The 25,539-nt window shown below is 50.0% G+C and carries 22 protein-coding genes; 12 read left to right on the forward strand and 10 right to left on the reverse strand.

The annotated features are described in order from the left end of the window. Nucleotides 1-28 precede the first annotated feature (28 nt). From H8K43_RS17750 to H8K43_RS17775, 6 genes are all read left to right on the forward strand, one after another. Nucleotides 29-1,102: a protein-glutamate methylesterase/protein-glutamine glutaminase gene (locus H8K43_RS17750; protein WP_186905096.1), complete on the forward strand. Its 1,074-nt coding sequence runs from the start codon at nt 29-31 to the stop codon at nt 1,100-1,102. A 103-nt stretch (nt 1,103-1,205) separates the two neighbouring features. Next, entirely contained in the window at nt 1,206-1,601 is a 396-nt protein-coding gene (gene cheY / locus H8K43_RS17755) for a chemotaxis response regulator CheY (protein WP_162020884.1), read from the forward strand. A gap of 341 nt (nt 1,602-1,942) precedes the next feature. Continuing rightward, complete coding sequence (locus H8K43_RS17760) at nt 1,943-3,175, forward strand: EAL and HDOD domain-containing protein (RefSeq protein ID WP_329604539.1); 1,233 nt, start codon at nt 1,943-1,945, stop codon at nt 3,173-3,175. Between the two features lie 73 nt (nt 3,176-3,248). Then, complete coding sequence (locus H8K43_RS17765; protein ID WP_186905097.1) at nt 3,249-4,925, forward strand: glycosyltransferase family 39 protein; 1,677 nt, start codon at nt 3,249-3,251, stop codon at nt 4,923-4,925. Between the two features lie 138 nt (nt 4,926-5,063). Continuing rightward, entirely contained in the window at nt 5,064-9,053 is a 3,990-nt protein-coding gene (gene purL / locus H8K43_RS17770) for a phosphoribosylformylglycinamidine synthase (RefSeq protein WP_186905098.1), read from the forward strand. Between the two features lie 335 nt (nt 9,054-9,388). Beyond that, entirely contained in the window at nt 9,389-10,861 is a 1,473-nt protein-coding gene (locus tag H8K43_RS17775) for a hypothetical protein (protein ID WP_186905099.1), read from the forward strand. Nucleotides 10,862-11,090: 229 nt separating this feature from the next. Here H8K43_RS17775 and H8K43_RS17780 read toward each other — a convergent pair whose 3' ends face one another. From H8K43_RS17780 to H8K43_RS17815, 8 genes are all read right to left on the reverse strand, one after another. Further along, the gene (locus H8K43_RS17780) at nt 11,091-11,864 is read right to left on the reverse strand and encodes a peptidylprolyl isomerase (protein ID WP_186905100.1); all 774 of its coding nucleotides are present in this window, start codon (nt 11,862-11,864) and stop codon (nt 11,091-11,093) included. 50 nt (nt 11,865-11,914) lie between these two features. Then, the gene (locus H8K43_RS17785; protein ID WP_186905101.1) at nt 11,915-12,187 is read right to left on the reverse strand and encodes a BolA family protein; all 273 of its coding nucleotides are present in this window, start codon (nt 12,185-12,187) and stop codon (nt 11,915-11,917) included. Further along, nucleotides 12,184-12,807: a septation protein A gene (locus tag H8K43_RS17790; protein WP_186905102.1), complete on the reverse strand. Its 624-nt coding sequence runs from the start codon at nt 12,805-12,807 to the stop codon at nt 12,184-12,186. Before H8K43_RS17790 ends, H8K43_RS17785 begins: the two co-directional genes overlap by 4 nt. A 7-nt stretch (nt 12,808-12,814) precedes the next feature. Further along, nucleotides 12,815-13,207, reverse strand: a complete 393-nt coding sequence (msrB, locus tag H8K43_RS17795) for a peptide-methionine (R)-S-oxide reductase MsrB (RefSeq protein ID WP_162020877.1) — start codon at nt 13,205-13,207, stop codon at nt 12,815-12,817. Between the two features lie 36 nt (nt 13,208-13,243). Continuing rightward, nucleotides 13,244-14,737, reverse strand: coding sequence for a protein adenylyltransferase SelO (locus H8K43_RS17800; RefSeq protein WP_186905103.1), 1,494 nt, complete (start codon nt 14,735-14,737; stop codon nt 13,244-13,246). A 128-nt stretch (nt 14,738-14,865) separates the two neighbouring features. Continuing rightward, nucleotides 14,866-16,731, reverse strand: coding sequence for a chemotaxis protein CheA (locus H8K43_RS17805; RefSeq protein WP_186905104.1), 1,866 nt, complete (start codon nt 16,729-16,731; stop codon nt 14,866-14,868). Then, nucleotides 16,731-17,498 (reverse strand): protein phosphatase CheZ, encoded by a 768-nt coding sequence (locus H8K43_RS17810; RefSeq protein WP_186905105.1) that lies wholly within the window; start codon nt 17,496-17,498, stop codon nt 16,731-16,733. The genes H8K43_RS17805 and H8K43_RS17810 overlap by 1 nt, the downstream gene beginning before the upstream one ends. Before the next feature lie 257 nt (nt 17,499-17,755). Continuing rightward, complete coding sequence (locus H8K43_RS17815) at nt 17,756-18,211, reverse strand: putative toxin-antitoxin system toxin component, PIN family (RefSeq protein WP_329604540.1); 456 nt, start codon at nt 18,209-18,211, stop codon at nt 17,756-17,758. 21 nt (nt 18,212-18,232) lie between these two features. Between H8K43_RS17815 and yaaA the strand changes: the two genes are divergently transcribed. Continuing rightward, a complete protein-coding gene (yaaA, locus tag H8K43_RS17820) occupies nt 18,233-19,009 on the forward strand; it encodes a peroxide stress protein YaaA (protein ID WP_186905106.1) in 777 nt (258 codons plus the stop codon). 94 nt (nt 19,010-19,103) lie between these two features. Here yaaA and H8K43_RS17825 read toward each other — a convergent pair whose 3' ends face one another. Then, entirely contained in the window at nt 19,104-19,907 is an 804-nt protein-coding gene (locus tag H8K43_RS17825) for an outer membrane protein assembly factor BamD (RefSeq protein ID WP_230404090.1), read from the reverse strand. A gap of 43 nt (nt 19,908-19,950) precedes the next feature. Here H8K43_RS17825 and H8K43_RS17830 point away from each other — a divergent pair, with 43 nt between their 5' ends. After that, a complete protein-coding gene (locus H8K43_RS17830) occupies nt 19,951-21,003 on the forward strand; it encodes an RluA family pseudouridine synthase (protein WP_186905108.1) in 1,053 nt (350 codons plus the stop codon). A gap of 6 nt (nt 21,004-21,009) precedes the next feature. Beyond that, a complete protein-coding gene (gene pgeF / locus H8K43_RS17835; RefSeq protein ID WP_186905109.1) occupies nt 21,010-21,783 on the forward strand; it encodes a peptidoglycan editing factor PgeF in 774 nt (257 codons plus the stop codon). A gap of 18 nt (nt 21,784-21,801) precedes the next feature. On the opposite strand, the gene H8K43_RS17840 is transcribed toward pgeF, so the two are convergent. Continuing rightward, entirely contained in the window at nt 21,802-22,038 is a 237-nt protein-coding gene (locus H8K43_RS17840) for a hypothetical protein (RefSeq protein ID WP_329604541.1), read from the reverse strand. Nucleotides 22,039-22,101: 63 nt separating this feature from the next. On the opposite strand from H8K43_RS17840, the gene phaC reads away from it, so the two are divergent. The 3 genes from phaC to phaR all read left to right on the forward strand — a co-directional run bounded on the left by phaC (nt 22,102) and on the right by phaR (nt 25,440). Then, the gene (gene phaC / locus H8K43_RS17845; RefSeq protein ID WP_186905110.1) at nt 22,102-23,823 is read left to right on the forward strand and encodes a class I poly(R)-hydroxyalkanoic acid synthase; all 1,722 of its coding nucleotides are present in this window, start codon (nt 22,102-22,104) and stop codon (nt 23,821-23,823) included. Nucleotides 23,824-23,866: 43 nt separating this feature from the next. Next, the gene (locus H8K43_RS17850) at nt 23,867-24,607 is read left to right on the forward strand and encodes a 3-ketoacyl-ACP reductase (protein WP_162020868.1); all 741 of its coding nucleotides are present in this window, start codon (nt 23,867-23,869) and stop codon (nt 24,605-24,607) included. Between the two features lie 275 nt (nt 24,608-24,882). Then, entirely contained in the window at nt 24,883-25,440 is a 558-nt protein-coding gene (gene phaR / locus H8K43_RS17855; protein ID WP_162020867.1) for a polyhydroxyalkanoate synthesis repressor PhaR, read from the forward strand. Nucleotides 25,441-25,539: the final 99 nt, after the last annotated feature.

Genomic DNA, 25,539 nt, shown 5'->3' on the forward strand with positions numbered 1-25,539 from the left:
ATAAATGTGTGGTTGTGGAGTTTGAAGAATGAAAATAAAAGTATTGATAGTTGACGACTCCGCTCTGATTCGTAGCGTAATGAGTGAAATTATCGGTAGCCAGCCAGACATGGAGGTGGTTGGTGTGGCGCCTGATCCGTTGGTTGCAAGAGAGCTCATTAAGCAGACCAATCCCGATGTCCTGACGCTGGATGTGGAAATGCCCAAGATGGATGGCCTGGACTTTCTGGAACGGCTGATGCGCTTGCGTCCGATGCCCGTCATCATGGTTTCTTCGCTGACTGAGCGTGGTTCAGAGATAACGATGCGTGCCTTAGAGTTGGGTGCGGTGGATTTTGTGACCAAGCCTAAGCTGTCCATACAGAGTGGTATGCGGGAATACGCAGATCTGATTACTGAAAAGATCAGGGTGGCGTCGAAAGCCAGAATTCGTCGTGCTGCAGCGGTGGCTGATCATGCTAAAGTGGCACAAGAGAGTTTGCCGCCAGTGCGCAATCCTCTGACGAGTAGTGAAAAGCTGATTATCATTGGCGCATCTACCGGTGGGACGGAGGCGATTAAAAATTTCCTGGTGCAGATGCCTTCGGATTGCCCGGGTATCCTGATTACCCAGCATATGCCTGAAGGATTTACCCGTTCTTTTGCAAAGCGACTGGATGGCTTGTGTAAAATTTCAGTGGCTGAGGCTAGTGGCGGCGAACGTGTATTGCCAGGCCATGCGTATATTGCACCTGGTCATTCTCATCTGTTATTGGGGCGGAGTGGTGCAAACTATGTGACCCAGTTGGATACGGGGGAGCCTGTCAACCGGCATCGTCCTTCGGTTGATGTGCTGTTCCGCTCAGCCGCGACTTGTGCTGGTAAGAATGCGGTCGGTGTTATTTTGACTGGCATGGGCAAAGATGGTGCAGCCGGCATGTTGGAAATGAAAAATGCAGGCGCCTATAATTTTGCTCAGGATGAAGCGAGCTGTGTTGTATTTGGTATGCCAAAAGAGGCAATCGCTGCCGGAGGTACACATGAAGTTGCTCCACTCAATGAATTGCCTGCTAAAGTTCTGCAATACTTGGCAACGCATGGCAGCCGGGCATTAAGGGTGTAGTTCTCACTACGTTTTTTATGCTTTTCTGCAATTTCGGCACCCAGAAATTGTAATTTGACCGATAATACTAACAACTATCTTTAAAGAAATATTGGAGTAATTCATGGCTGACCAAAATCTCAAATTTTTAGTTGTCGACGACTTTTCTACCATGCGACGTATCGTCAGGAATTTGCTCAAAGAATTGGGTTATTCCAACGTGGATGAGGCTGAAGACGGCGCAATGGGTCTGGCTAAATTAAAGAATGGCGACTTCGATTTCGTCATTTCTGACTGGAACATGCCTAACATGGACGGTTTGACCATGTTGCAGCATATTCGTGCTGATCCGGCTTTATCCAAATTGCCAGTCTTGATGGTGACTGCTGAGGCGAAGAAGGAAAATATTATTGCAGCAGCTCAGGCTGGTGCGAATGGTTATGTGGTGAAACCTTTTACTGCTGCGACCCTGGATGAAAAGCTGACTAAGATTTTTGAAAAACTCGGAAAACCAGCCTGATACCAGCTCCGTGCATTGCAGAGTCCGCATGTAAGCTTGAATCAGAAATCTACCTGACACAAGGCTTTGTTGTCCGTATGCTTGCAGACAACAAAGCCCGTTTTTTTTGGGGGGCTGAGTTTTTTGAAAAGTGTGAAATGCCTGATGCTTTGTGCTCACTAGTGTGGATAATGTTGTGTTATGGCATCATTTCTTGTAACCAGCCGTAAGATAATTTGCGGTGATTTTATGAAGTCTGACAGACTGGCCATTCACTGTCCTGCGCAGTGGCGGCATCCTTGCCTTGAATGCTGCGTCTGGGCTTGGTAAGCGAGGCATTCAGCTGTTAATCCGGAACTTCTTTGAAAATTGTATATATGGTCGAAACTCACTTCATCGTGCGCGAGCCTTTACTGGATCCTAAACAAAAAGTAATAGGGTTTCAGTTTTCCTGGCAAAACAATAATCCAGCTGTGGAATCGGATGTCGATAGTCTCGATGCGTTGCTGGAGTTCGTTGCAGGTCATCTCAATGATGATGATAAAGGCTTTTTATTAGATGACAGCCTGATCTTTCTCGAGGCAGCGCCCCAGTTATTGCAAGTTGAGGGACTCAAACTTTTCCCGCCTAAGAACACCGTTTTGATCCTGCATAAAAAGCACTTCGCTGATAGCGCGAATATGGCAGCAGTTAAAACTTTGCGTGACCTGGGCTATGGTATTTGCCTGCGTGGAGCCGAGATTACCACTCTGGAGCGCGGTTTTTTTGCCTTTGTCACGCATATCGAAGTGAAACTGAACGCAGCGAATTTCGCCTCTCAGGCCAAAGTCTATGCGTCTTTGAAGCAGTCTTCCGTCAAAATGGTGGCAAGGAATGTGGCAAGCTGGCAGGATTTTGATGCTTGCTCAGCACTTTCTCTGGATAGTTTTGTCGGAAAATTGCACCTCACCCCAAAACCGAATACCGCAGTCAAAGCGCTCAATCCTTCACAGACCACAATTTTGCAATTGATGGAAATGGTCAGAAAAAATGCTGACATCCAACAGTTGGAATTGGTCGTGAAGCGCGATGCGACCCTTGCCTATAAATTGCTGCGCTATATCAATTCCGCCGGTTTTGGTCTGCGCACTGAAGTACAATCATTGAAGCACGCGGTACAGATGTTAGGTTATAGTCCACTCTATCGCTGGTTGACGGTGTTATTGGCGACAGCAAGTACCAGTGGCTATTCGCCGGTATTGCTTGAGACGGCGATCGTACGTGGTCGTTTCGCTGAATTATTAGGCCAAATGAAAATGCCTAAGGCAGAAGCTGAAAACTTATTTGTTGCCGGTATGTTTTCTCTGCTTGATCGCTTGCTGGGCTTGCCCATGGATCAGATTATGGCTTCGATTCAATTACCCGAAGTTGTAACGGAAGCCTTGATCTCAAGAGGTGGTTTGTTTGGCCCGTATCTGGCATTGGCAGAGGCATGTGAACTCAATAGTATGTTGGTGGGATCTCTGGCGGAATCGCTTAAAATTTCCGCTGAAGATGTGAATGCCGCTCACTTGTCCGCCTTGGTCTGGGCCAAAAACGTCGCTGCAGCCGCTTAAATTTTTTTTACCTCCAGGCAACGGCAAGCATCTGGCTTGCCGTTTTTTTTGCTGAATTACAGATTGTGTCAGGATGAATAAAAGTACTTCATTATCAGTTCCCGTGCTGCCCTTGTGGCTGGTGTGGGGCTTTGCGGTTTATTTTTTCGGATTCTGGCTCGGGGCCTATCCGGTACTGAATAATAATGAAGGCTTGTATGCCGAAATCCCGCGTGAAATGCTGGCTTCCGGCGATTGGCGGCATTGGATTATTCCCCATCTGAATGGTTTGGCCTATATGGAAAAACCTCCCTTGTTGTATTGGCTTACGGCACTGTTTATGGGAATTTTCGGGCAATCAGAATGGGTAATACGGCTGGTGCCAGCCTTGTCGGGGCTGGGCTGCGTTGGGCTGATTTTATGGTTTTCCAAGTCAGTGGCGCGACCACAGGCAGGGCGTATGGCCGCACTCATCTTTGTCAGTGGTCTGGGTGTGACTGCCATGGCCAGGGTGTTGATGTTTGACATGCTGCTGACGGTATTTCTGATGACTGCAGTGATGGCGGCTTATCTGTACACGGAAAAACGCAAACGTAAGCATCTATACCTTGCAGCGGTCGCATTGGGGCTGGCTTTGCTGGCAAAAGGCTTTGTAGCACTGATCTTGTTTTCGGCCGTGCTGGGCGTCTATCTGGTGTTGCGGGCTACATCCTTCCGTGATGTCCTGGCTGGTATTGGCCTGTGGCTGGACTGGCGCGCAATTGCAGTCTTCTTGCTGGTGGCTGCGCCCTGGCATATTGTTGCAGCGGCGACGGAACCGATTTTCGCCTGGTTTTACTTCATTAACGAACATGTTTTGCGCTTTCTGGGTAAGCGCGAGCCGCATGATTACTATGCCGGGGCGTGGTGGTATTACTTGCCACGGGTAGTGATTTTCCTTTTCCCCTGGTCTTTCCTGTTACCGGTATTGCTGTTTGTCCGGCGTGTCATTCCGGCCGATAAGCGTTTGCATCTCTTCCTGTTGGCTGGGTGGCTGATGCCCTTATTGTTTTTCTCGGTATCCAGTGCGAAAGCCAATTATTACCTGGTGACAGTGATGCCGCTGATGGCGATGCAAATGGCTTTCTGGCTGGAAGAGAAGGGCTATGGCGGCAAGGCAGGTATCGTGTTTCCTTCGGCCTTGCTGATGGTTTTGTTTGCCGCTGTCGCGTATTGGGGTTGGGGGCAGGCTACATCTGCCAGCGAGGAAGTCCTCGCCTTCGGTATGGGACAAAATGAATTAACTGCTTGGGTCGGGATCATTTTTTTATGTGCCAGCTTCCTCGTGATGTTGATTGCATTGATATGGCCCAAGGCCGGTGTGAGCACATTTGTGCTGATTCCTGTACTGGGCTTGCCGCTGCTGTTGAATGTCGCCGCTGGTATGGATGGGAAAGTGTCGACGCGCGCATTGGTACACTGGATGCAACATACGCTGCCGCAGCATGAAGCCGTGTTATATCGTGTTTTTGAGCAGCAATCTTCTCTGCCTTTTTATTTGCAGCGTGTCGTCAGAATCGTTGATATCCGCAGTAATGACCTTTACTGGGGAAATAAACTCCATAAAAATTCAGTGGCGATCGATGATTTGAGTTTTGCTGATTTGCTTGCTGAGCGCAAAGTTGCATTGTTGGTGTTAAAAGAAGATCTGGCTGATTTTCAAAATAAACCCTATGCCAAAAAGCTAACAAAGACCAAGGAATTAGGGGAGACCCTGGTATTCTCGAATTAAGTCAGGTATTTCCACGGATAAAAATACATGTAGTCTGGAGTGGGTGGGGAGCAAAGGAGTATAATCTCAGTCTTCTCATCCAACCAGCGATAGTGAGAGAGAACTGTCTCGAGCTATTGCCTCAACTATCTCTCAGCCATGTTGATTTTGCCAGGCTCTAATGCCCTGTCTAGTTTCCGTACCGCCAATCTTCTTTCCCGTTTGCAAAGCATAGCGCCTGATATCGTCGGCGTTACTGCGCGCTACCAGCATTTTGTCGATGCCAGCGCCACGCTCAGCACTGCCGACACAGAGCGTTTGCAAGCCTTGCTGACCTACGGTGATCCTTATGCCGGACCAGAAACCGGTGAAATATTTGTTGTGATTCCCCGGGTAGGTACGATTTCTCCCTGGGCCAGTAAAGCAACTGATATCGCCAGAAACTGCGGCATGCAGCAAATACGGCGAATCGAAAGAGGGATCAGTTACTTTGTGCATATGAAGCATAGCCTGCTCGGAAAAGCGAAGTCACTCGATGCCCACACTCGTGAAGCTGTTGCCTTAGCCTTACATGACAGAATGACGGAGACAGTACTCGGTGATTTACAGCAGGTGAGTATGCTGTTCGGTGAGTTGGATGCAAAACTGTTGGAGTCGATCGACGTATTAGGTGGTGGTAAGCAAGCCTTGATCAATGCAAATACTGAGCTCGGTCTGGCTTTGTCGGATGATGAAATTGATTACCTGGTGGATGCATTTACCGCTGCCAAACGTAATCCCACCGATGTTGAGTTAATGATGTTTGCCCAGGCTAATAGCGAACATTGCCGCCACAAAATCTTCAATGCAGACTGGACCATAGACGGCGAAAAGCAAGACAAGTCTTTGTTCCAGATGATCAAAAATACCCACGAATTACACCCGCAAGGCACCGTTGTTGCGTACAGCGATAACTCCTCCATCATCGAGGGTGCATCTGTCACCCGTTTCTATCCTAAGAATAATACCTACCAGGCCAGTGAAGAACTCACGCATATCCTGATGAAGGTGGAAACCCACAATCACCCGACCGCCATTTCTCCTTTCCCAGGTGCCTCCACCGGTGCCGGTGGTGAAATCCGTGATGAAGGTGCGACTGGGCGTGGTGCTAAGCCTAAAGCAGGTTTGTGCGGCTTTACGGTATCCAATCTTGCGATCCCCGGTTCCGTACAGCCATGGGAAAACGCAGGTGATTGCAATACCGGTACAGCCAGCACGGAGTTCTATGGTAAGCCAGATCGCATTGCTTCACCTTTGCAGATCATGATAGACGGCCCTATTGGCGGTGCAGCATTCAATAATGAATTTGGACGCCCGAATCTGGGCGGCTATTTCCGTACCTATGAGCAGAATGTTGCGGGTACTGTGTATGGCTACCATAAGCCCATCATGATTGCGGGTGGTATCGGCAATATCTCTGCCAAACACACCCACAAAAATGATTTGCCAGTCGGCAGCTTACTGATACAGCTGGGTGGCCCAGGTATGCGTATCGGCATGGGTGGCAGTGCTGCATCCTCGATGGCAACCGGTACCAACACCGCCGATCTGGATTTTGACTCGGTACAGCGCGGCAATCCGGAAATGGAGCGTCGTGCTCAGGAAGTGATTAACTCTTGCTGGCAACTCGGCGATGAGAATCCTATCCTGTCTATCCATGACGTCGGCGCCGGTGGTTTGTCTAACGCCTTCCCGGAAATCACCAATGACGCCAAGCGCGGTGCACTGTTTGATTTGCGTAAAGTGCCGCTGGAAGAGAGTGGCCTGGCACCGAAGGAAATCTGGAGTAATGAATCTCAGGAACGCTATGTACTCGCGATTTCGCCTGAATCGCTGGCTGTGTTCCAGGCTTTCTGCGAACGTGAGCGCTGCCCGTTTGCGGTAGTTGGTACGGCGACCGAAGAACGTCAGTTAAAGGTAATCGATCCTTTGCATGACAATGCACCGGTCGATATGCCGATGAATGTATTGCTCGGCAAACCGCCTAAGATGCATCGTCAGGTAGAGCGTCAGACCCAGACCTTGCAAGCGATAGATCTGACCGGTATCGAGTTGGCAACTGCTGCAGAACGCGTGCTGAGCCTGCCTACTGTGGCCGATAAATCCTTCCTGATTACCATTGGTGACCGTACCGTCGGTGCAACCACGGTGCGTGACCAGATGGTCGGTCCCTGGCAGGTACCGGTGGCTGACTGTGCAGTGACCACCATGAGTTTTGACGGTTATCTGGGCGAAGCAATGTCTATGGGTGAGCGCACCCCGCTGGCCGTCATCAATGCTCCGGCATCAGGCCGTATGGCGGTCGGTGAGGCGATTACTAATATCGCTGCTGCACCGATTCAGGCTATCTCGGATATCAAATTGTCGGCTAACTGGATGGCTGCCTGTGGTCAGCCAGGTCAGGATGCTGCGCTGTTTGATACGGTGAAAGCGGTAGGTATGGATGTCTGTCCTGCACTGGGCATCAGCATCCCGGTCGGTAAAGATTCCCTGTCTATGCGTACCACCTGGAGTGATGACGGTGTGGCCAAGTCAGTCACCTCGCCAGTGTCGCTGATTATTTCTGCTTTTGCTCCTGTCTACGATGTACGTCGTTCACTGACCCCACAATTGCAGCTCGATAAAGGTGATACCAGCCTGATTCTGATCGATCTGGGCCGTGGTAAAAATCGTCTGGGCGCGTCTGCCTTTGCGCAAGTCATGCAACGCATCGGTGATGAAGTGCCGGATCTGGACCAGCCAGAAGATCTGAAAGCTTTCTTTGCGGCGATTCAGACGCTGAATCGTGAAGAAAAATTACTGGCCTACCATGACCGCTCTGACGGTGGTTTGTATGCCACCTTGTGCGAAATGGCATTCGCGGGTCGTGCTGGTTTGTCGGTGAATCTGGATATTCTGGCGATGGACGGCGGCCATGCGGCCGACCAGGGTGATGCGAAAAACTGGGCCGGTCAGATTCCTGAGCGCAGAAATGAACTGACCCTGCGCGCTTTGTTCAATGAAGAGCTGGGTGCAGTGATACAAGTTCGTACTGAGCAGCGTTCAGAAGTAATGGATGTGCTGCGTGCGCATCAACTGGGTGCCTGCAGCCATATCATCGGCAAAGTGAATGCCGGAGACAGCATAGAATTCACCCGTGATGTGAAGCAGATCTACGCGGCGAAGCGCAGCAGCCTGCATCAGATCTGGAGCAAAACCAGCTGGCAGATCGCCCGTTTGCGTGACAATCCGGCTTGTGCTGACGCTGAATATGCGCGAATTCTGGATGTCAATGATCCGGGTATGCAGCCACGTATCAGCTTTGATATGCAGGAAGATATTGCTGCTCCGTTTATCGCAACCGGTGTCCGCCCTAAGGTCGCTATCCTGCGCGAGCAGGGTGTGAATTCGCACATCGAAACGGCCTATGTGATGCACAAGGCTGGATTTGAAGCAGTCGACGTTCACATGAGTGATCTGATCGCTGGTCGCGCCAATCTGCAAGACTTTAAAGGCCTGATCGCTGTCGGTGGTTTCTCCTACGGTGACGTATTGGGTGCGGGTGAGGGCTGGGCGAAAACCATCCTGTTTAACCAAATGATGGCCGAGCAATTCTCCGGCTTCTTCCACCGTAATGACACCTTCGGCCTGGGTATTTGTAATGGCTGTCAGATGATGAGTAATCTGAAATCCATCATCCCTGGTGCGCAGGCATGGCCTAAATTCACGCGTAATAAATCGGAGCAGTTTGAAGCCCGTTTTGCGATGGTGGAAGTGCTGGAGTCGCAATCGATTCTGTTTGCCGGTATGGCCGGTACACAGACGCCAATCGCAGTCGCGCATGGTGAGGGCTTTGCTGACTTTTCACAGACAGGCAAGCAGAGCGAGGCAAGCGCCGCTCTGCGTTTTGTGAATAATGCGGGTCAGGCCACTGAGGCTTATCCTTTCAATCCAAATGGCTCGCCAGCCGGCATTACTGCGGTGACCAATCTGGACGGGCGCTTCACAGTGATGATGCCCCATCCTGAGCGCGTATTCCGCTCAGTAGTTCAATCCTGGGCACCAGAGTCCTGGGGCGAGGACACACCATGGATGCGCATGTTCCGCAATGCGCGTAAGTGGGTGGGCTGATCTGTTGTTCACTTCGATGTTCGCGTCGAATCAGCAAAAAAAACCGGGTTAACGCCCGGTTTTTTTGTTTGTTGATGCAAGGCCGTAACCCGCAAAAGTAGGACGCATCGAGATGCGCCGCAAAATCATGCTTATCGCGTATCAGATGTTCCCGATAATGGTGTAAGCGGACTGCAGATAGCGTTTCTGTTAAAGGGATACTTTTTGAAAATCTACTTTTGATCAAGCGCACCGTTGTCGAAAAATTGCGGTCCTCTTGAAGTAATTTGATCTCATAATGGAGGGGGGTGGTAATACTGCCCAAGCATGAATGGTGAACTGATGCCCGCGATTTTGTGGATGCGCGCTTTTTGGGAGAAATACCTACGGCGGGTAGTAAATTTAGTGGCGCAGTCGATGCGAATTTAGGCAAAACGCCTGCTATGCATCAAACACGTGATTTGGGGATGGCTATGGATCTTGGAATTGGACCGGACGTATATATTAACTCGAAGCATATGGCTAATAACGACTCGATTGCGGGTTTGGAGGCTCAAATTTCATCTGTTGCAGCAGCATTTGCAAGTGGTTGGGATAATGATAAAGCGCTTGCACTATCGCAGATGTTGGGTCTCGTTGAGGATGGCGCCCAATTAGGTCTTGAGAACAATCAACGTGCTGCGATTCGCGATTATTTATCCATGTATGCCGTCACCAAAAAGAGCAATGGTTCACTTGATGAAGTGGCATCGCACATTTCAAATCAGAATAAAAGCATCATTAGTGATGCATTATTTGGTGGCATTGTTGACTCCTATGTGAATAATGGTACGGACGGGAAGAACACCTACCCCTATATGCGTGCTGTTTTACGTGCTTTAGGTATTACGAGTGTCACGCACCCATTTCACGATAACCATATTCACATGTATCTCAAGCCGCCGACGCGGCAGGATATTGTTTCCGAATCTGGGAATCGTCAACAATTACAGGTCGCGGGGGATGCGAATTTGAACGAGAGAGCATCTCCCCAGATGGCGAATACCTCGCCTGGCAAGTACGCGATGGTTTTAAGTAGATGTGGGTATATAAGCACTGACTGGACGTATGGTGATGGTGGTGGAGTTACTTCGCCAGACTTCACCTTAAATCATTATTTCAGCCAAACTTCAAAGCAAAAAACATTCAAAATAGATGATGTTGGAAAAGTAGTGATATTGCAACAGCCCACATACGGTGTGATGAAAGCTTCCCACTTAACCGAGTCAGGGCACTGGTTCAAATATTACGTTACCAACCCAAGTTATTCGGGCATGGATAAGGCGATATTTGATGTGGAATACGCTGGGAAGCATGTGAAAGTGATTGAGAAATTCCATGTTGCTCCAGATCATGACACAAATGATGAAACTACCCAGCGCGAATATGATCGCTTGTGTTCGCCGAAGATAATTAGAGTTTCTTCGAAAGATGGCGTAGATGTTCCTCAGCAGCTAGCCGTCGGTGAGACCAGCTATCAAACGGATTGGATGGATTTACTCGCCAATTTCGGTGCCGCGTCGGATGGTAAGACGGAGTTGCTCTCTGCGCTCTTGCATGAATATGGTGATGCTTTAGGCATAGGCCTCAGCGGCGATGATGGAGATTTCATGGCCGCCAGTTTGCAGCCGGGCGAGCGTCGTCTGCCTGGCTCAGAAGAATTGAGCTTGATGGCAATGTACCGACTCCGTCGCGCTGACTATGGCTGGGTCTTGAATATCGATCAAACGCAATTGGCGCCAGGTGTTGAGCTTACTGCCAGCCATGTTGGGTCGGGTGGATTTTGTTGAAGAAATAGGTGTTTGGGTACCCAACAAAAAAGCAGAAATGATAGGGAGATACAAGGCGGTAAATCACATGAACAGAGTTTGTCAAGATCTACCCTAATAGCGGATTGCACCTAAGCCCATTGTTCATTGGCGCTAGCATTGAATGCTTGCCCTGATCGGTGATTAAGCAATTTTGAAAGCAAAAAAAGAGGCATCACTGCCTCTTTTTTTATTGCTGAATAATCTGAGATTACTTCACAACCGCTTTTTTCAGCAGGGATTGCTGGTAAGTCTGTACTTTTTGCTGTTGCAGACCGCTGACGATTTGCTGTTTTAATTCTTCCAGGGATGGGAATTTGATTGGGCGTACGTCGTCAACTTTGATGATGTGGAAGCCAGCATCTGTCTTAACCGGTGCTTCTGTGAACTGCCCTTTTTGCATGGCGCTCAGAGCCTGTGCGAAAGCAGGTGGGAAGCCAGCTGGTACTGCCCAGTCCAGATCGCCACCGCGGGATGCAGAGCCAGTATCCTTAGACTGTTTTGCCAGTTCTTCAAATTTAGCGCCAGCTTTCAGTTTGGAGATGAGTGCTTTCGCATCATCTTCTTTGTCAAGCAGGATGTGATAGACATGGTATTCCTTGTCACCAGCCTGGGTTTTTGCTTTGTCGTATTCGGCCTGGATATCGGCATCAGTGATAGGGCTCTTTTTCAGTTGCTCTATCATCAGAGCACGGATGATGAGATCCTGACGGGACATTTCTAACTGCGCCACGACATCCGCATTTTTGGTGATGCCAGACTTATCCGCTTCTTGCAGGAACACTTCACGTGCGATCAATTGTTCTTTGACGGCTGCGCGCAATTGTGGCGAATCCTGTTGACCTTGTGCTGTAAGTTGTTTTACAACCGTTTCGATGCGTGCTGCCGGGATTGCTTTGCCATTGACTGTGGCAAGGGTTTGAGCCATCGCTGGCACAGCTGTTGCGAGAAGTACTACCAGCAAATGAGCAGGTTTAAAAGTCATTGTCTGTTCCTAAAATAACAAATATTGAATTGGATTGATAAATGAACTGCTTAGGTCGGTATCTCTGACGGAGCAAGCGCGACTATCGCCAGCGCGTGAACTTCCGTATGCATCATATCGCCAACGGCATCATACACCAGACGATGACGGGATACGCGGTTTAAACCCTCAAATTGCTGACAAATTATTTTGACACTGTAATGACTTCCACCACTGGCGGCACCGGCATGGCCAGCGTGGGCAGCAGAATCATCCTGCAAGTGACATTCCAGAGGCTGCAAAGCTTCGGTCAGTTTGCAACGGAGTTTTTCAAAACGTGTCATGCCTCGGTATCCTCGATGTATTTAGACAAAAACAGGCTTTGGCCTATGATAAAGGCAGGCATGATGCCGACCAGCGAAACCAGCTTAAATGTGGCCCAGGCAGAGGTGCTGAATTGTTGGGCGACGAACAGATTTGCTAAGCCCATCAGCGTGAAATAGGCGATCCAGACCAGACCCAGTCTGCTCCAGACGGTTTCAGGTAACTGCACCTGCGCAGACATCGCCGCTTTAATCAGATTCTTTTTGAAAATGAGCTGGGACAGCAGCAATGCACCGCCATAACACCAGTACAGCACGGTGGGTTTGAGCTTGATAAAGGTTTCGCTGTGAAAGTAGATAGTCGCACCGCCGAACACCATGATGGTGATGAATGACACCCACAGCATCGCATCGACTTTCACTCGCTTCAGCAGCAAGTAACTGATTTGCAAAACGGATGCCAGTAAGGTGATGGCGGTGGCAAAGATGACTGCAGCAACTTCTGCTGGTGCCTTGCCATCAGCGATAAAGCCAGACAGGAAATGCTGTACCCATTCCTGCGCCAAGGCCGGGTTGCTTTCGCCCCATTTAAACGCGATAAAAAAAAGTAGAACCGGAAATACGTCAAAAAGAAATTTCATGCAATGCTCAGGGTAACGGATCAAAAGTTAAAGAAGCAGAGTTAATGCAATAGCGCAAACCTGTCGGTGGCGGACCATCCGGAAAAACGTGACCCAGATGGGCGTCGCAGATGTTACACAAAATCTCAGTGCGCGTCATGCCAAAAGAGTGGTCTTTCTCTTCTCTCACATTGGCTGGGTTCAAAGCGCGGAAATAGCTGGGCCAGCCGCATCCCGAATCAAATTTGGCATCGGATGCGAATAAGGGCGTCTGACAGCAAACGCAGGTATAGATGCCAGCCTCATGGTGATCCCAGTATTTGCCGGTAAACGCACGTTCCGTCGCTGCATGCCGGGTGACCTCAAATTGCATGGGGTCGAGTAAGGCCTTCCATTCGGCTTCAGTTTTTTTGATTTTCATCGTAGTCCTCCTTGTTATTTGGTTCAGGCATTCGATTCAGGATGAACAGCTGACTTCCAGGTCTGCCGCCCAGTCGGGTGGCAGGGCGGCATAGTGCTCAAATGCTGGTTGTTCTTCAAATGGCGTTTGCAATACCTGCAGCAGGCGCTGGATTTCTGAGAAATCCCCTTGTTGTGCCCGTTCTATTGATTGTTGAGCCAGGTAATTGCGTAGCACATACTTAGGATTAGTCGCGAGCATAGCAGTTTTCCTTGCAGTGTCTGGCCGTGTTTCTGCAGCCAGGCGCTGGCGATAGCGCTGCAACCAAAGTGCCAGTCCGGTGCGGTCTATGAACAGATTGCTCAAGCTGTGGTCGGCGTCGCTGGCCTGCTGATCTAGGTGGCTCAGCGCCCTGAAGCTATTGGTCATATCGGCATGGTTGGCCTGCAATAACTGGAAGAAGTCGTCAATCAGGACTTTATCCTCAGGCTGGCTGGATGCGAGGCCGAACTTGGCGCTGCTCAGTCTGGCCCAGTGTTGCTCAAAGCTTTGGCGATAACTACTGAGTGCCTGCTCGGTCTGTTCAACCGAGCCTATCAGTGGCAGTAAAGCCTGCCCCAGCGCGTACACATTCCAATTACCTATGCTGGGCTGATTTCGATAGGAGTAGCGGCCCTGCTGGTCGGTATGGTTACAGATATGGTTTTCATCGAATGCCTCCATGAATCCGAAGGGCCCGTAATCGAGTGTCAGGCCGAGTATCGACATATTGTCGGTATTCATGACGCCATGCATAAAGCCGACTGCCTGCCAGTGGGCGATCATTTCAGCAGTACGCTCACACACTTGTATTAATAATGCCTGATACGGATTCTCATGCTGCAGGCAAGCTGGGAAATAGCGCTGAATGACGAAGTCGGCCAGTTGTCGCAGCTCTTCAAATTTGCGTTGGTAATAAAAATGTTCAAATGAGCCAAACCGTATAAAGCTGCTTGCAGTGCGCGTCACGACGGCGCTGGTTTCTGGTGTTTCGCGATAGACCATTTGCGCTGAACCTGTGAGGCAGAGTGCGCGTGAAGTCGGTATGCCTAATGCTGCCATCGCTTCTGAACATAAAAACTCACGTATCGAAGACCGTAACACGGCGCGTCCATCGCCTGAGCGCGAGTAGGGTGTCAGTCCAGCCCCTTTCAGCTGAATTTCGGTTTCTTGTCCTGCACTGTCGCATAGCGCTCCCAGCAGGATGGCGCGGCCATCACCCAGTTGTCCGGCCCAGACCCCGAACTGATGTCCGGAATACACGGCGGCCAGTGGCTGTGCCTGTGCTGGCGTCTGATTACCGGAGAGCAGGGTGAGGCTGTCTTCGGTTCGCATCAGATCTTCTGCGATACCCAATTCCTGCGCCAGTCGGCTGCTATGCGCGATGTAGTGGGGTTGGGATAGTGGCGTTGCCTGTAGTCGCGTGAAAAAAGCATCGCCCAGTTGCGAGAACTGACTGTCCTGTAAACGTTCGCTGAGTCGTGTCATTTGATTTGGGTAGAGTGCGCTCATAGTGGCTGGTGCAGAGGTGAAGCGCGTATTGTGACAGACTCAGAAAAAACTGGCTGGCGTTCACCTGAAATGAACAGCCCCCTGGCTGAGCAGGGGGCTGGAGCAGGCTGATGTCGCTGACAGATAAATCAGGCGGTCATCATTTCGCGCACTTTGCAACCATCGATCAGGAAGGACAGGCTGATCACGAGTACCAGTTCGCCTTCCGCTGAGCGTGCAGTTCCGGTAATGCCTGGTGTGGAAATACAGGTCAAAGGTTTAATCACCAGATCCGCTGTGCCATCCACCGCATCGACACTCAGAATATAAGGATTCGGCGCCGCGATGACGATACCTACCCGCTCAGACGATGGGGTGTAGCCCAATATCCGTCCCAGCGATTTCACTGGCAATGGACGTCCCAAGTCGCGCAATACCGGTTGCCCACCCACACTTTCAAAAGTCTCAGGCAGTTCAACCACGCGCTGTACCGTCGCCATCGGCAAGGCCAGCGATGCACCGTCTGTTCTGACCAGCATGGTAGGAACGATAGACAATTCAATTGGCAGGCGGATCAGGAAGGTGGTGCCTTTACCCAGCTCGGAAGAAATCCGGATTGCACCACGATGTCGTTCAACCGCAGTCTTGACCACGTCCATGCCCACGCCGCGCCCGGAAACGCTGGAAGCGACTTCCTTGGTGGAGAAACCTGGCAGGAAAACCAACTGGAAGGCTTCATCGTCAGTGCGCGCATCGTGAGAGTTGATGAGGCCTTTAGAAATCGCTTTTTCACGCAAGCGTTGTGCATCCATCCCTTTGCCATCGTCCGATACTTCTATCATGACGCTGCTGGCTTCTTGCCAGGCTTTCAGGGAGATAGTGGCACGTGGCGACTTGTTGGCACGCAGGCGTTCTTCCGATGTTTCTATGCCGTGATCCAGTGCATTACGCAGCATATGCACCAGGGGATCATACAGGCTGTCGACCACCACACGATCAACTTCGGTTTCTGCACCCGTGATGTTCAGGTCTACATCTTTGCCTAAGTCACGTGCCAGTTCGCGCACCAAACGTGGGAACTTCTGGAACAGACGGCCAACTGGCTGCATGCGTGTTGCCAGTGTTGCGCGTTGTAACTCGGTTGAGTAGCGCGAAGCGCGTGTCAGTGTTTCGGTCAGTGCCGACATGATAGGCGCTGCCTGACCATCAAATTTAAACTGCGCTAATTTTTCCAGCAGGACGGCAGCCTGATTGGCAGCCTGTACTGATTCGCCTGCGACTTCGAGCAAAACGTTGAGCTTAACCGCATCAATACGTATGCTTTCTTCTTTTGCAGGTGCGTTTTGCTTGATGTCTGCTGCCGACAGCGACGTTTTGATTGCCTCGGCTTCTTCTTTGATGGAAGCGGGTGGCGCAACTGTCTCGCTTGCTACAACTGGCGTGGCGACTGCTGCTTCAGGCAGGGTGCCAGGCGGCGTCACGGCGCGGAAGTAAGATTCCCAGTCAGGTTCACCATTCGCACTGGCAGGCACTGCAGAGCTTGCTGGCGTTGCTGCCACTGCCGCCGGGGCGGCCGCTGCAACTGGCGCCGCAGGAGCTGGCTTGGCAGGCTCGGCCTTTTTGCTGCTCGCACCACCTTCGATGGCATCGGTCAGCATTTTCTCCAAGGCTTTGGGCATGGTGGACAGCTGTTCCGGTGGGGTGCCGTTATTCAGTGCGGTGAGCTGATCTGCCACAAAGCCGCTGGCTTCCAGCGCAGCTTCTATCGCTTCCGGTGTAACCGCTGCCTGTCCGGTGCGCAAAGCATCGAACAGATTTTCAGTCAGATGGCAGGCGGATACCATTGCGGTCAGATTCATGAATCCGGCGCCACCTTTGATGGTGTGGAATGAACGGAACACTGCATTCAGTGTGTTCATGTCGCCGGGATTGCGCTCGAGTGAAAGCAGATGTTCTTCTACATTTGTTGCGAGGTCGAGCGCCTCAACAACAAATTCTTTGAGCATGTCATCCATTAGAATCCCAGGCTATCAAGAAGATTGTCGACGTCATCCTGTTCCAGTGCTGCGTTAGGAACAGATGGTCCCTCCATCAATTCAACGGCTTTCTCTTTCAGATCAGAAGGTGCGTTGTCGAGCAGAATCTGCGCCAGTTCACGTTCGACCGCTTTGTTAATCGCAACAACTTTTTTGATCAGCTGACCAGTCAGATCCTGGAAGTCCTGCGCCATCATGATATCGAGCAGGCGCGCTTTTTCTGCGTCAGTTGAAGCAAGGACGGTGTTGGCGAATTCCTTGGAGTCGGATGCCAGACTCTTGAACTCTTCTACACTCATTTTTCCTTCGAACAGATCGGTCCAACGCTTGTCCATGGATTTGGCCTTCTTTGCCAGCTCATCCTGTTCTGGCATGCCGAGGTCGGTCGCATTGAGTACTTTGTTAGCCGCCTGCTCGGTTAGTGTTGCTACATATTCGAGACGATCCTGGGCATCGGCAACCTGAATGGCTACGTCAGACAGTGAGCGATCATAGCCAAGCTGACGCATGGAGTCATGTAGCATCCTGACAACATTGCCCAGGCGGTCGAACATGGGGCGGCTGGCATCTTCTTCAGAACTGCGCAAATTTAACTTGGCAGGCTGATCGCTGACTTGCAGTGTGGCTGGTGCGGCGGTTTCTTCTTCCTGCGGGGCAGCTGGTGTAACCGGAGCGGCGTCGCTGTCCTGGCGCTGGTTCGCCATTTCTTCAAATAAGGCTTCCAGATCGTCTGCTGAGTCGGTCATTTATTTATTCTCCATAATCGCTGTGACTTTTGTGCAATTTTTCCACAAATATCATGGGCTGGTATTAATTTCTGGCAAAAGGAAAGCAAATTGAGGTAGCCATGATCTTGTATTGGGTTGGAGTCATTCTTAGTCCTTATCGAATTCAACAAGCATGGCGTTCAAGCAAAATAATCTCCACATCATAGTAGCAGGAGTTTATGACAGAGTAACCTACAGCAACAAAAATTATCGTGCTTTTGTTGAATAAATACAGTTCAGTTGAGATTTTCCAACCGGCTTTGCAAATACTGCTCGGGAGTTTCGATAGAAAACAGCCCCATTTTGCGTATGCGTTTGGCTAATTTGAGTAGGGCTTTGTCTTTGGTAATCAGGATTCCGGCAGCACCATCGCGTGCAGATTCGAGAAATTTCTGGTCATCTTTATCCTTGCAGACCGGCAGTGTGATCAGGGGTGCGTTATCTGCTTCAATGATGTGGATGTGTTGGTCAAATGCTGCATGGACGGATGCACGCGTGTCATCAGTGATCGGTAAGTGGGGGTAGCGCAACACAGCCAGCCATTCATCCTTGCATTCTTGCTTTGCAATTGCCTGTACCCTGCGTGACGCCAAATCATCCAGTAAATCCTGCCAGCGTGGATCGCGGAATACAAACAGGTCCAGACAGACGTTGGTGTCAATTACGATGCGCTTAGGTATCATGTCGCTCATTTTCTTAATTCAATAAAATTTATGTTGATCGTATTATCGCCTGCAAAGAGTCTGGACTTCGAAAAAAAAGCACCTGTCGCGACGATGACAGAGCCGGTATTGCTGGATCAGGCCGGATTATTGATTGAGCGTATGCGTGAAGTGTCTGCTTTGGAGTTGCAGCAGTTGATGGCAATTTCTCCTGCACTCGCAGAGTTGAATGTGCAACGCTTCCGTGACTGGCAGGCGCAGCCAGATCGGGAGTGTATCAAGCAGGCTGCGTTTGCATTTAATGGCGATGTGTATGATGGTTTATCTGCCTCCACCTTGCCTTTAAAGAGCATGGATTATCTGCAATCGCATGTTCGAATCTTATCCGGCTTGTATGGCGTACTAAGGCCTTTCGATGCATTGCAGCCTTATCGCCTGGAAATGGGGACTGTTCTGCAGAATCTGCGCGGCCGGAATCTGTATGCGTTCTGGGGTGATCGTGTCAGTCAGCAGATCAATCTTCAGCTTTCGCAACTCAAGCTAAAGACGGTGCTTAATCTCGCGTCTGAAGAGTATTTTAAAGTGATCAAAAATAAGGCTTTGCAGGCAGAAGTGCTGACGCCAGTGTTTCAGGACTGGAAGTCGGGGCGGTATAAAGTGATTTCTTTCTTCGCCAAGCGCGCCCGTGGTTTGATGGCACGCTATTGCATAGAACATGGTATTCAGGATCCTGTCGCTTTACGCGGCTTTGATCTGGACGGTTATCGTTTTATTGAGGAAGAGTCTACCCCATCGCGCATGTTGTTCCGGCGTAAGCGTGATGAGTAAGCTGTCAGGCCGGTCCGTTTACTTGGTCCGGCGCTGAAACAAAAACGGCCAGCTGTATTGCTGGCCGTTTCTATTTTGATTTCCTGACGTTGAATTACCAGAATTTCCACCATGCAGAACGGTTTTTTGCATTCCCGGTCAGGTAGGCACTTTGTGGAAAGTTCTTCAGGAAGACACGATTGGCATCGTCACGCAGGTCCGTCATGCCTAAGGAATCGTAGGATTTCACCAGAATAAACATCGCTTCCTCGATGGCGGGCGCGTCCGGATACTCTGTAATGGCTGATTGAGCGCGGTTTGCTGCTGCCAGATAGGCACCACGACGGTGGTAGTAGCGCGCAACGTGCACATCATACTGTGCGAGGGCATTGACCAGATACTTCATGCGTGACAAGGCATCTGGCGTGTATTTACTGTCCGGGAATTGCGTCACTAACTGTTTAAATGCATCAAACGAATCGCGTGAAGCTTTTGGATCGCGTTCTGTAATGTCCTGATTGGCCAGGAAGTTCAGTAAGCCTAACTGATCGTTGAAGGTAATTAATCCACGCAGGTAGTACATGTAATCGAGATTGGCATGATTCGGATGCAGTTTGATAAAGCGCTCTACGGCAGCTAATGCCTGAGCCTGATCGCCTTGTTTGTAATAAGCGTAGGCAGTATCCATCTGTGCCTGCTGCGCGTAAGTACCGAAAGGGAAGCGCGATTCCAGCTTTTCAAAGTACTGAATTGCTTTTTCATACGAGCCACTTGCCATTTCATCTTTGGCTTCAGCGTATAATTTTGCTGCTGACCAGGTTTTGGTCTCGTCACTCTTATCACCCAAGGTACCACATCCACTGACAGCCAACGATGTGGCGAGCGCCAGAACCAGCATTTTCAAAGATTTTATGTGCATAAATTTGTGCATGAGCAGGAAAACAATTTACGGATTATAGCCGATGGCAAAAAATGTGAAACAAACTACGACAGTCATTTTGACAGATTCTTCGCTTAATTCCTCTTTTATTGAGGCGATTGAGCTCGAAAATGATGATGAACTGTCTGCTGAGCCGGATGCGGTCGCTGAAACGATAGAACTCAGGCTGACTTCAGATGCATGTGGCGAACGCTTGGACAAGACCATTTCCAAACTGGTTCCTGAATATTCCAGAAGTCGCATCCAGCAGTGGATAGAGTCCGGTTTTGTCAGTGTTGATGGGCAGCCTGGTAAAACCAAGATGACGATGTTGGGCGACGAAAAAATCCTGATTCAGCCACAAGCGGCTCCTGATGAGCACGCATACACACCTGAAGCGATTGATCTGGATGTAGTGTACGAAGACGATGCGCTGATCGTGATTAACAAACCGGCTGGAATGGTAGTGCATCCTGCCGCCGGGAATTGGTCAGGTACTTTGCTCAATGCTTTGCTGTATCGCTGGCCGCAACTGGCGGGCGTGCCACGTGCCGGTATCGTACACAGACTTGATAAAGATACCTCAGGCTTGATGGTGGTCGCAAAAACACTCATCGCGCATACTGATCTGGTGCGTCAATTGCAAGAGCGCACTGTGAAGCGCGAATACTACGCGCTGGTATGGGGGACGCCGAATCTTTCAGGTACCGTCGATGCCGCGATGGCGAGGCATCCGCGTGACCGTATCAAGATGGCGGTTTCAAAAAGCATAGTCGCCAAACCAGCGATTACCCACTATCAGCGCATAGGCGTTGGCATGCTGGAAAAGTTTCCAGTCAGTCTGGTTGCATGTCAGCTCGAGACCGGTCGTACGCATCAGATTCGGGTACATATGCAGTCTCTGGGCTTCGCGCTGGTTGGTGATCCCTTGTATGGAAAGCAGCATCTGGCCAGATTCTTTTCCAGACAGGCATTGCAGGCACGCCGACTGGGCCTGATTCATCCAGTTACGGGAGAAAACTGTGAATGGCAAGTCAAAGTTGCTGAAGATTTCTCCGCATTGCTGACGCAGGCTGGTATCTCGGTGCCGGAGTAAAAAAGTATGGATATCCTGCGCAATCATCAGATTATTCCTGACTGGGCAGGATTGCCTGCTCATATCAAGGCATTCAGTACGACCCGGCATGGTGGCGTCAGTCAGGGTGTTTATGGTGACTCTGCTGGTCGGGATGGGCTCAATCTGGGCGACCATGTTGGTGATCAGCTCCACGATGTGTTTGAGAACAGAAAACGTATTTCTGGTCATTTTTCATCTGATGTCATATTTCTATCACAAGTTCATGGCATTATTGTTGCTGAGGCGGAATTATTGCAGCCCGGTATGGAGGCTGATGCAGTCATTGCAACGACTAAGGGGAAAGTCTGCGCTGTATTGACTGCAGACTGCCTGCCAGTCTTATTTTGCGACAGCGCAGGTAGGGTTGTTGCAGCGGCTCACGCGGGATGGCGTGGCCTGGCAAGTGGCATATTGGAAAGAACCGTTGCTGCGATGCGGCAGAAAGGGGCGGGTGATATTTCAGCCTGGTTGGGGCCGGCAATTGGTCCACGTATGTTTGAGGTGGGTCAAGAGGTAGTTGATACATTTACTTTTAAAAATGATCATGCTATACATTGCTTTATTGAAATTTCTTCCGGCGCTGCCGGGCGCAAGTATCTGGCAGACATCTACGCGCTTGCTCGTCTGGAGTTAGGCCGATGTGGAGTTGTCCAGGTTGTTGGTGGACAATGGTGCACGGTTGAGGATGTCGGTCATTTTTATTCTTACCGGCGCGATGGTGTCACTGGACGTATGGGGAGTTTTATTTCTATCGTTTAAGTGCTCAAGGGGGTGTTGTTACTCAGAATGGAATTCGGTATCTTTTTTGTGCTCTGCAGAAATTCTTTGCTGCATTGCAGCTATTCTTTGCGCCTTAGTGTGCTTGCGTTGTGATGAGCGCATCAGGTATAAAAGGATAGAAAGGGGGACAACGCAGTACATGACGAAGGTCATGATGCCGGCGACGACAGATGTCTCCGTCATCGCCATCAGAAGAACGACGTAAATCCAGGCAATAGAAATGATGTTGAGCACTGTGTTGTATCCGGAAGCTAAAAATTTTTTTGTCGAACATTACCCGAAAATCAGGAGTCACGCATGAAGACCTTTGATCCTCAAGCTATGTACTCCGAATGGATGTCACAGCTAGCGAACCAAAAACCTTGGCAGGAGTGGGTGAAACCTGCGAATTCATTGACAGATCTGCCTGTCATGGATGTTCTGAAAGAAGCCGGCGCAAAGATAGATCCTGCGTTATTCACCAAGTTGCAAACCCAGTATATGCAAGAATTCGGACAGCTATGGCAAGATTTTACGCTGTCTAAGCTTCCTGCATTAAACGACCGGCGTTTTTCGGCTGCGGACTGGCAAAACCATGCGATGCATTCCTATAGTGCGGCCAGTTACTTACTCAATGCGCGCTTTCTGCTGGCCTTATCCGAGGCCGTAGATGCCAATCCTAAGACTAAACAGAAAATCAATTTTGCTGTGCAGCAAATGATTGATGCCATGTCACCCGCCAATTTCCTGGTGACGAATCCGGAAGCGCAAACCAAACTGATAGAAAGCAAAGGCGAGAGTCTGGCTAAAGGAATCAGCCAGATGTTAGCGGATATGCAGAAAGGGCGTATCTCACAGACCGATGAGTCGGCATTTGAAGTGGGTAAAAATGTGGCGACCACGGAAGGTACTGTCGTCTTTGAGAATCGTCTGTTTCAGTTGATACAGTACACCCCGCTGACCAAGACTGTGCATCAGCGTCCTTTGCTGATGGTGCCGCCATGCATCAATAAGTTTTACATCCTCGATCTTCAACCTGAGAACTCAGTGGTGCGCTACGCCGTTGAGCAAGGGCATACCGTGTTCCTGGTGTCCTGGGCGAATCCGGATGAACATCTGGATCAGGTCACTTGGGATGACTATATCGAAGAGGGTGCTATCAAGGCCTTGGAAGTCGCGTGTGCGATCAGCAAGCAGCCTCAGGTCAATGCTTTCGGTTTTTGCGTTGGCGGAACGATAGTCTCGACTGCGCTTGCCGTTTTGGCAGCTCGGGGCGAGCATCCGGCCAGCAGCCTGACTTTGTTGACTACCTTGCTGGACTTTTCAGATACCGGCGTGCTGGATGTTTTCGTTGACGAAATGCAGGTCGCGATGCGTGAGCAGACTATAGGCAAGAAAGGGCTGTTGCCTGGGCGTGATCTCGCCAGCACCTTCTCCAGCCTGCGCGCGAATGATCTGGTCTGGAATTATGTGCAGTCGAATTACCTGAAAGGTGAGGCTCCACCACCATTTGATTTGCTGTACTGGAATTCTGACAGTACCAACTTGCCAGGCCCGATGTTCTGCTGGTATCTGCGCAATACCTACCTCGAAAATAAGCTGAAAGTGCCAAATGCTTTACAGGTCGCTGGTGAGCACGTGGATTTGGGTCTGATCGATGCACCTTGCTTTATTTATGGTTCGCGGGACGATCATATCGTGCCATGGCAGGCAGCCTTCGCCTCTTTGGCCTTACTCAATCCGGCACACCGCGAGCGCAACCTGTTTGTGCTGGGGGCCTCGGGTCATATCGCAGGTGTGGTGAATCCTCCTGCTAAAAAGAAACGCAGCTATTGGCTGAATGAGGATCGTCAGCAAACAGCCTCGGATGCATGGTTAGCCGGTGCGACCGAACATGCCGGAAGTTGGTGGCCAGTCTGGTCTGAATTCCTGTCTGAACATGGCGGCAAGATGGTCAAAGCTCCGGCTCAGCCCGGCAGTACGCAGTTTAAAGCAGTTGAGGCAGCGCCGGGACGTTATGTCAAAGTCAGGGCAGCTTAGTTAAGTGGTTGTTTGAGAATTACATTTATTCAGGAGAACAAAAATGACAAAACGTGTTGCGTATGTAACTGGTGGTATGGGTGGAATCGGTACCTCAATTTGCCGTCGTCTGTGCCGCGAAGGTTTTACTGTGGTAGCAGGATGCGGACCGAATTCTCAGCGCCGTGAAAAATGGCTGGCTGATATGCGTGCTGAAGGCCTTGATATTCATGCGTCAGAAGGTAACGTATCTGACTGGGACTCCACTAAGGCAGCGTTTGATTTGGTGAAAGCGGAAATCGGTGAGATTGATGTTTTGGTCAATAACGCCGGTATCACCCGCGATGGTCAGTTCCGCAAGATGAGTAAAGCGGATTGGGATGCCGTGATGGACACCAACCTGAACTCTCTGTTCAATGTCACCAAACAAGTGATCGAGGGCATGGTCGATCGCGGTTGGGGTCGTATCATCAATATTTCTTCGGTCAATGGTCAAAAAGGGCAGTTTGGTCAAACCAATTACTCGACAGCAAAAGCAGGTATTCATGGCTTCTCAATGGCGCTGGCGCAGGAAGTGGCAACCAAAGGAGTGACAGTCAACACGGTATCGCCAGGCTATGTTGGTACCGATATGGTGCGTGCAATTCGCCCGGACGTACTGGAAAAAATCGTTAACGGTATTCCGGTTAAACGTCTGGCTGAACCAGAAGAAATTGCTTCTATCGTGGCCTGGATTGCGTCTGACGAAGGTGGTTATGCGACCGGCTCAGACTTCTCCATCAATGGTGGCTTGCATATGGGCTAAGCGGTTTGTGGTGTCACCATTTAAGTTGTTGTGGTGACACCGCAGTATCTGCTATATTTTTGCGGGTAAATTGTTGCAATGCGGTAAAATATGTCATGCAGGCTGATCCGGCGCTTTGGTGTAGGATAAGCCTGATTAAAAAATTCATTTTTTATAAGAATCATAATTTTAGGGGACAAACAGAGTGAGCTGCGATGTGGCGACTACTCTGCTTGCTGAGTCAAATCCGGTCTCGTAACAGATGTCCGGAAATCGTTTTATTACTTGAGATTTCAATGAACAGCGCAAAAAAAACCACGCAGCACCTGATCAAGAAATACCCTAACCGTCGTTTGTATGACACGCAAACCAGTAGCTACATTACCTTGGTGGATGTAAAGCAGTTTGTATTGGAAAACGATGATTTTGCAGTGGTCGATGCAAAAACCGGTGAGGATTTAACCCGCAGCATACTCTTGCAGATTATTCTGGAAGAGGAGGCCGGTGGTCAGCCTATGTTCTCCAGTGCCGTGCTGTCGCAGATTATCCGTTATTACGGTCATGCTATGCAGGGCATGATGGGATCGTATCTGGAAAAGAACGTGCAGGCTTTTATCGATATTCAGAATAAGCTGGCGGAAAATTCCAAAGGTATTTACGAAGGTAAGCCTTTTAGCCCGGAAATGTGGACTCAGTTCATGAATGTTCAGGGTCCGATGATGCAGGGCATGATGGGTAACTATATTGAACAAAGCAAACACCTGTTCATCCAAATGCAGGAGCAGATGCAGAGTCAGGCCAAGAATATGTTTAATGCATTTCCTTTTAATCCTGAAGATCAGAATAAAAAATAATACACCTGAGTCAGTGGTTAAGCTGCTGATTTTTCAGGAAAAACAGCGTCTGAACGGGTAAAAAAATGCGGTAACAGGTACAATAGCGGATTCGCTCTT

It is taken from the genome of Cognatundibacterium curvum (genome assembly GCF_014284235.1).
GTDB classification, from domain to species: Bacteria; Pseudomonadota; Gammaproteobacteria; order Burkholderiales; family Burkholderiaceae_D; genus Undibacterium; species Undibacterium curvum.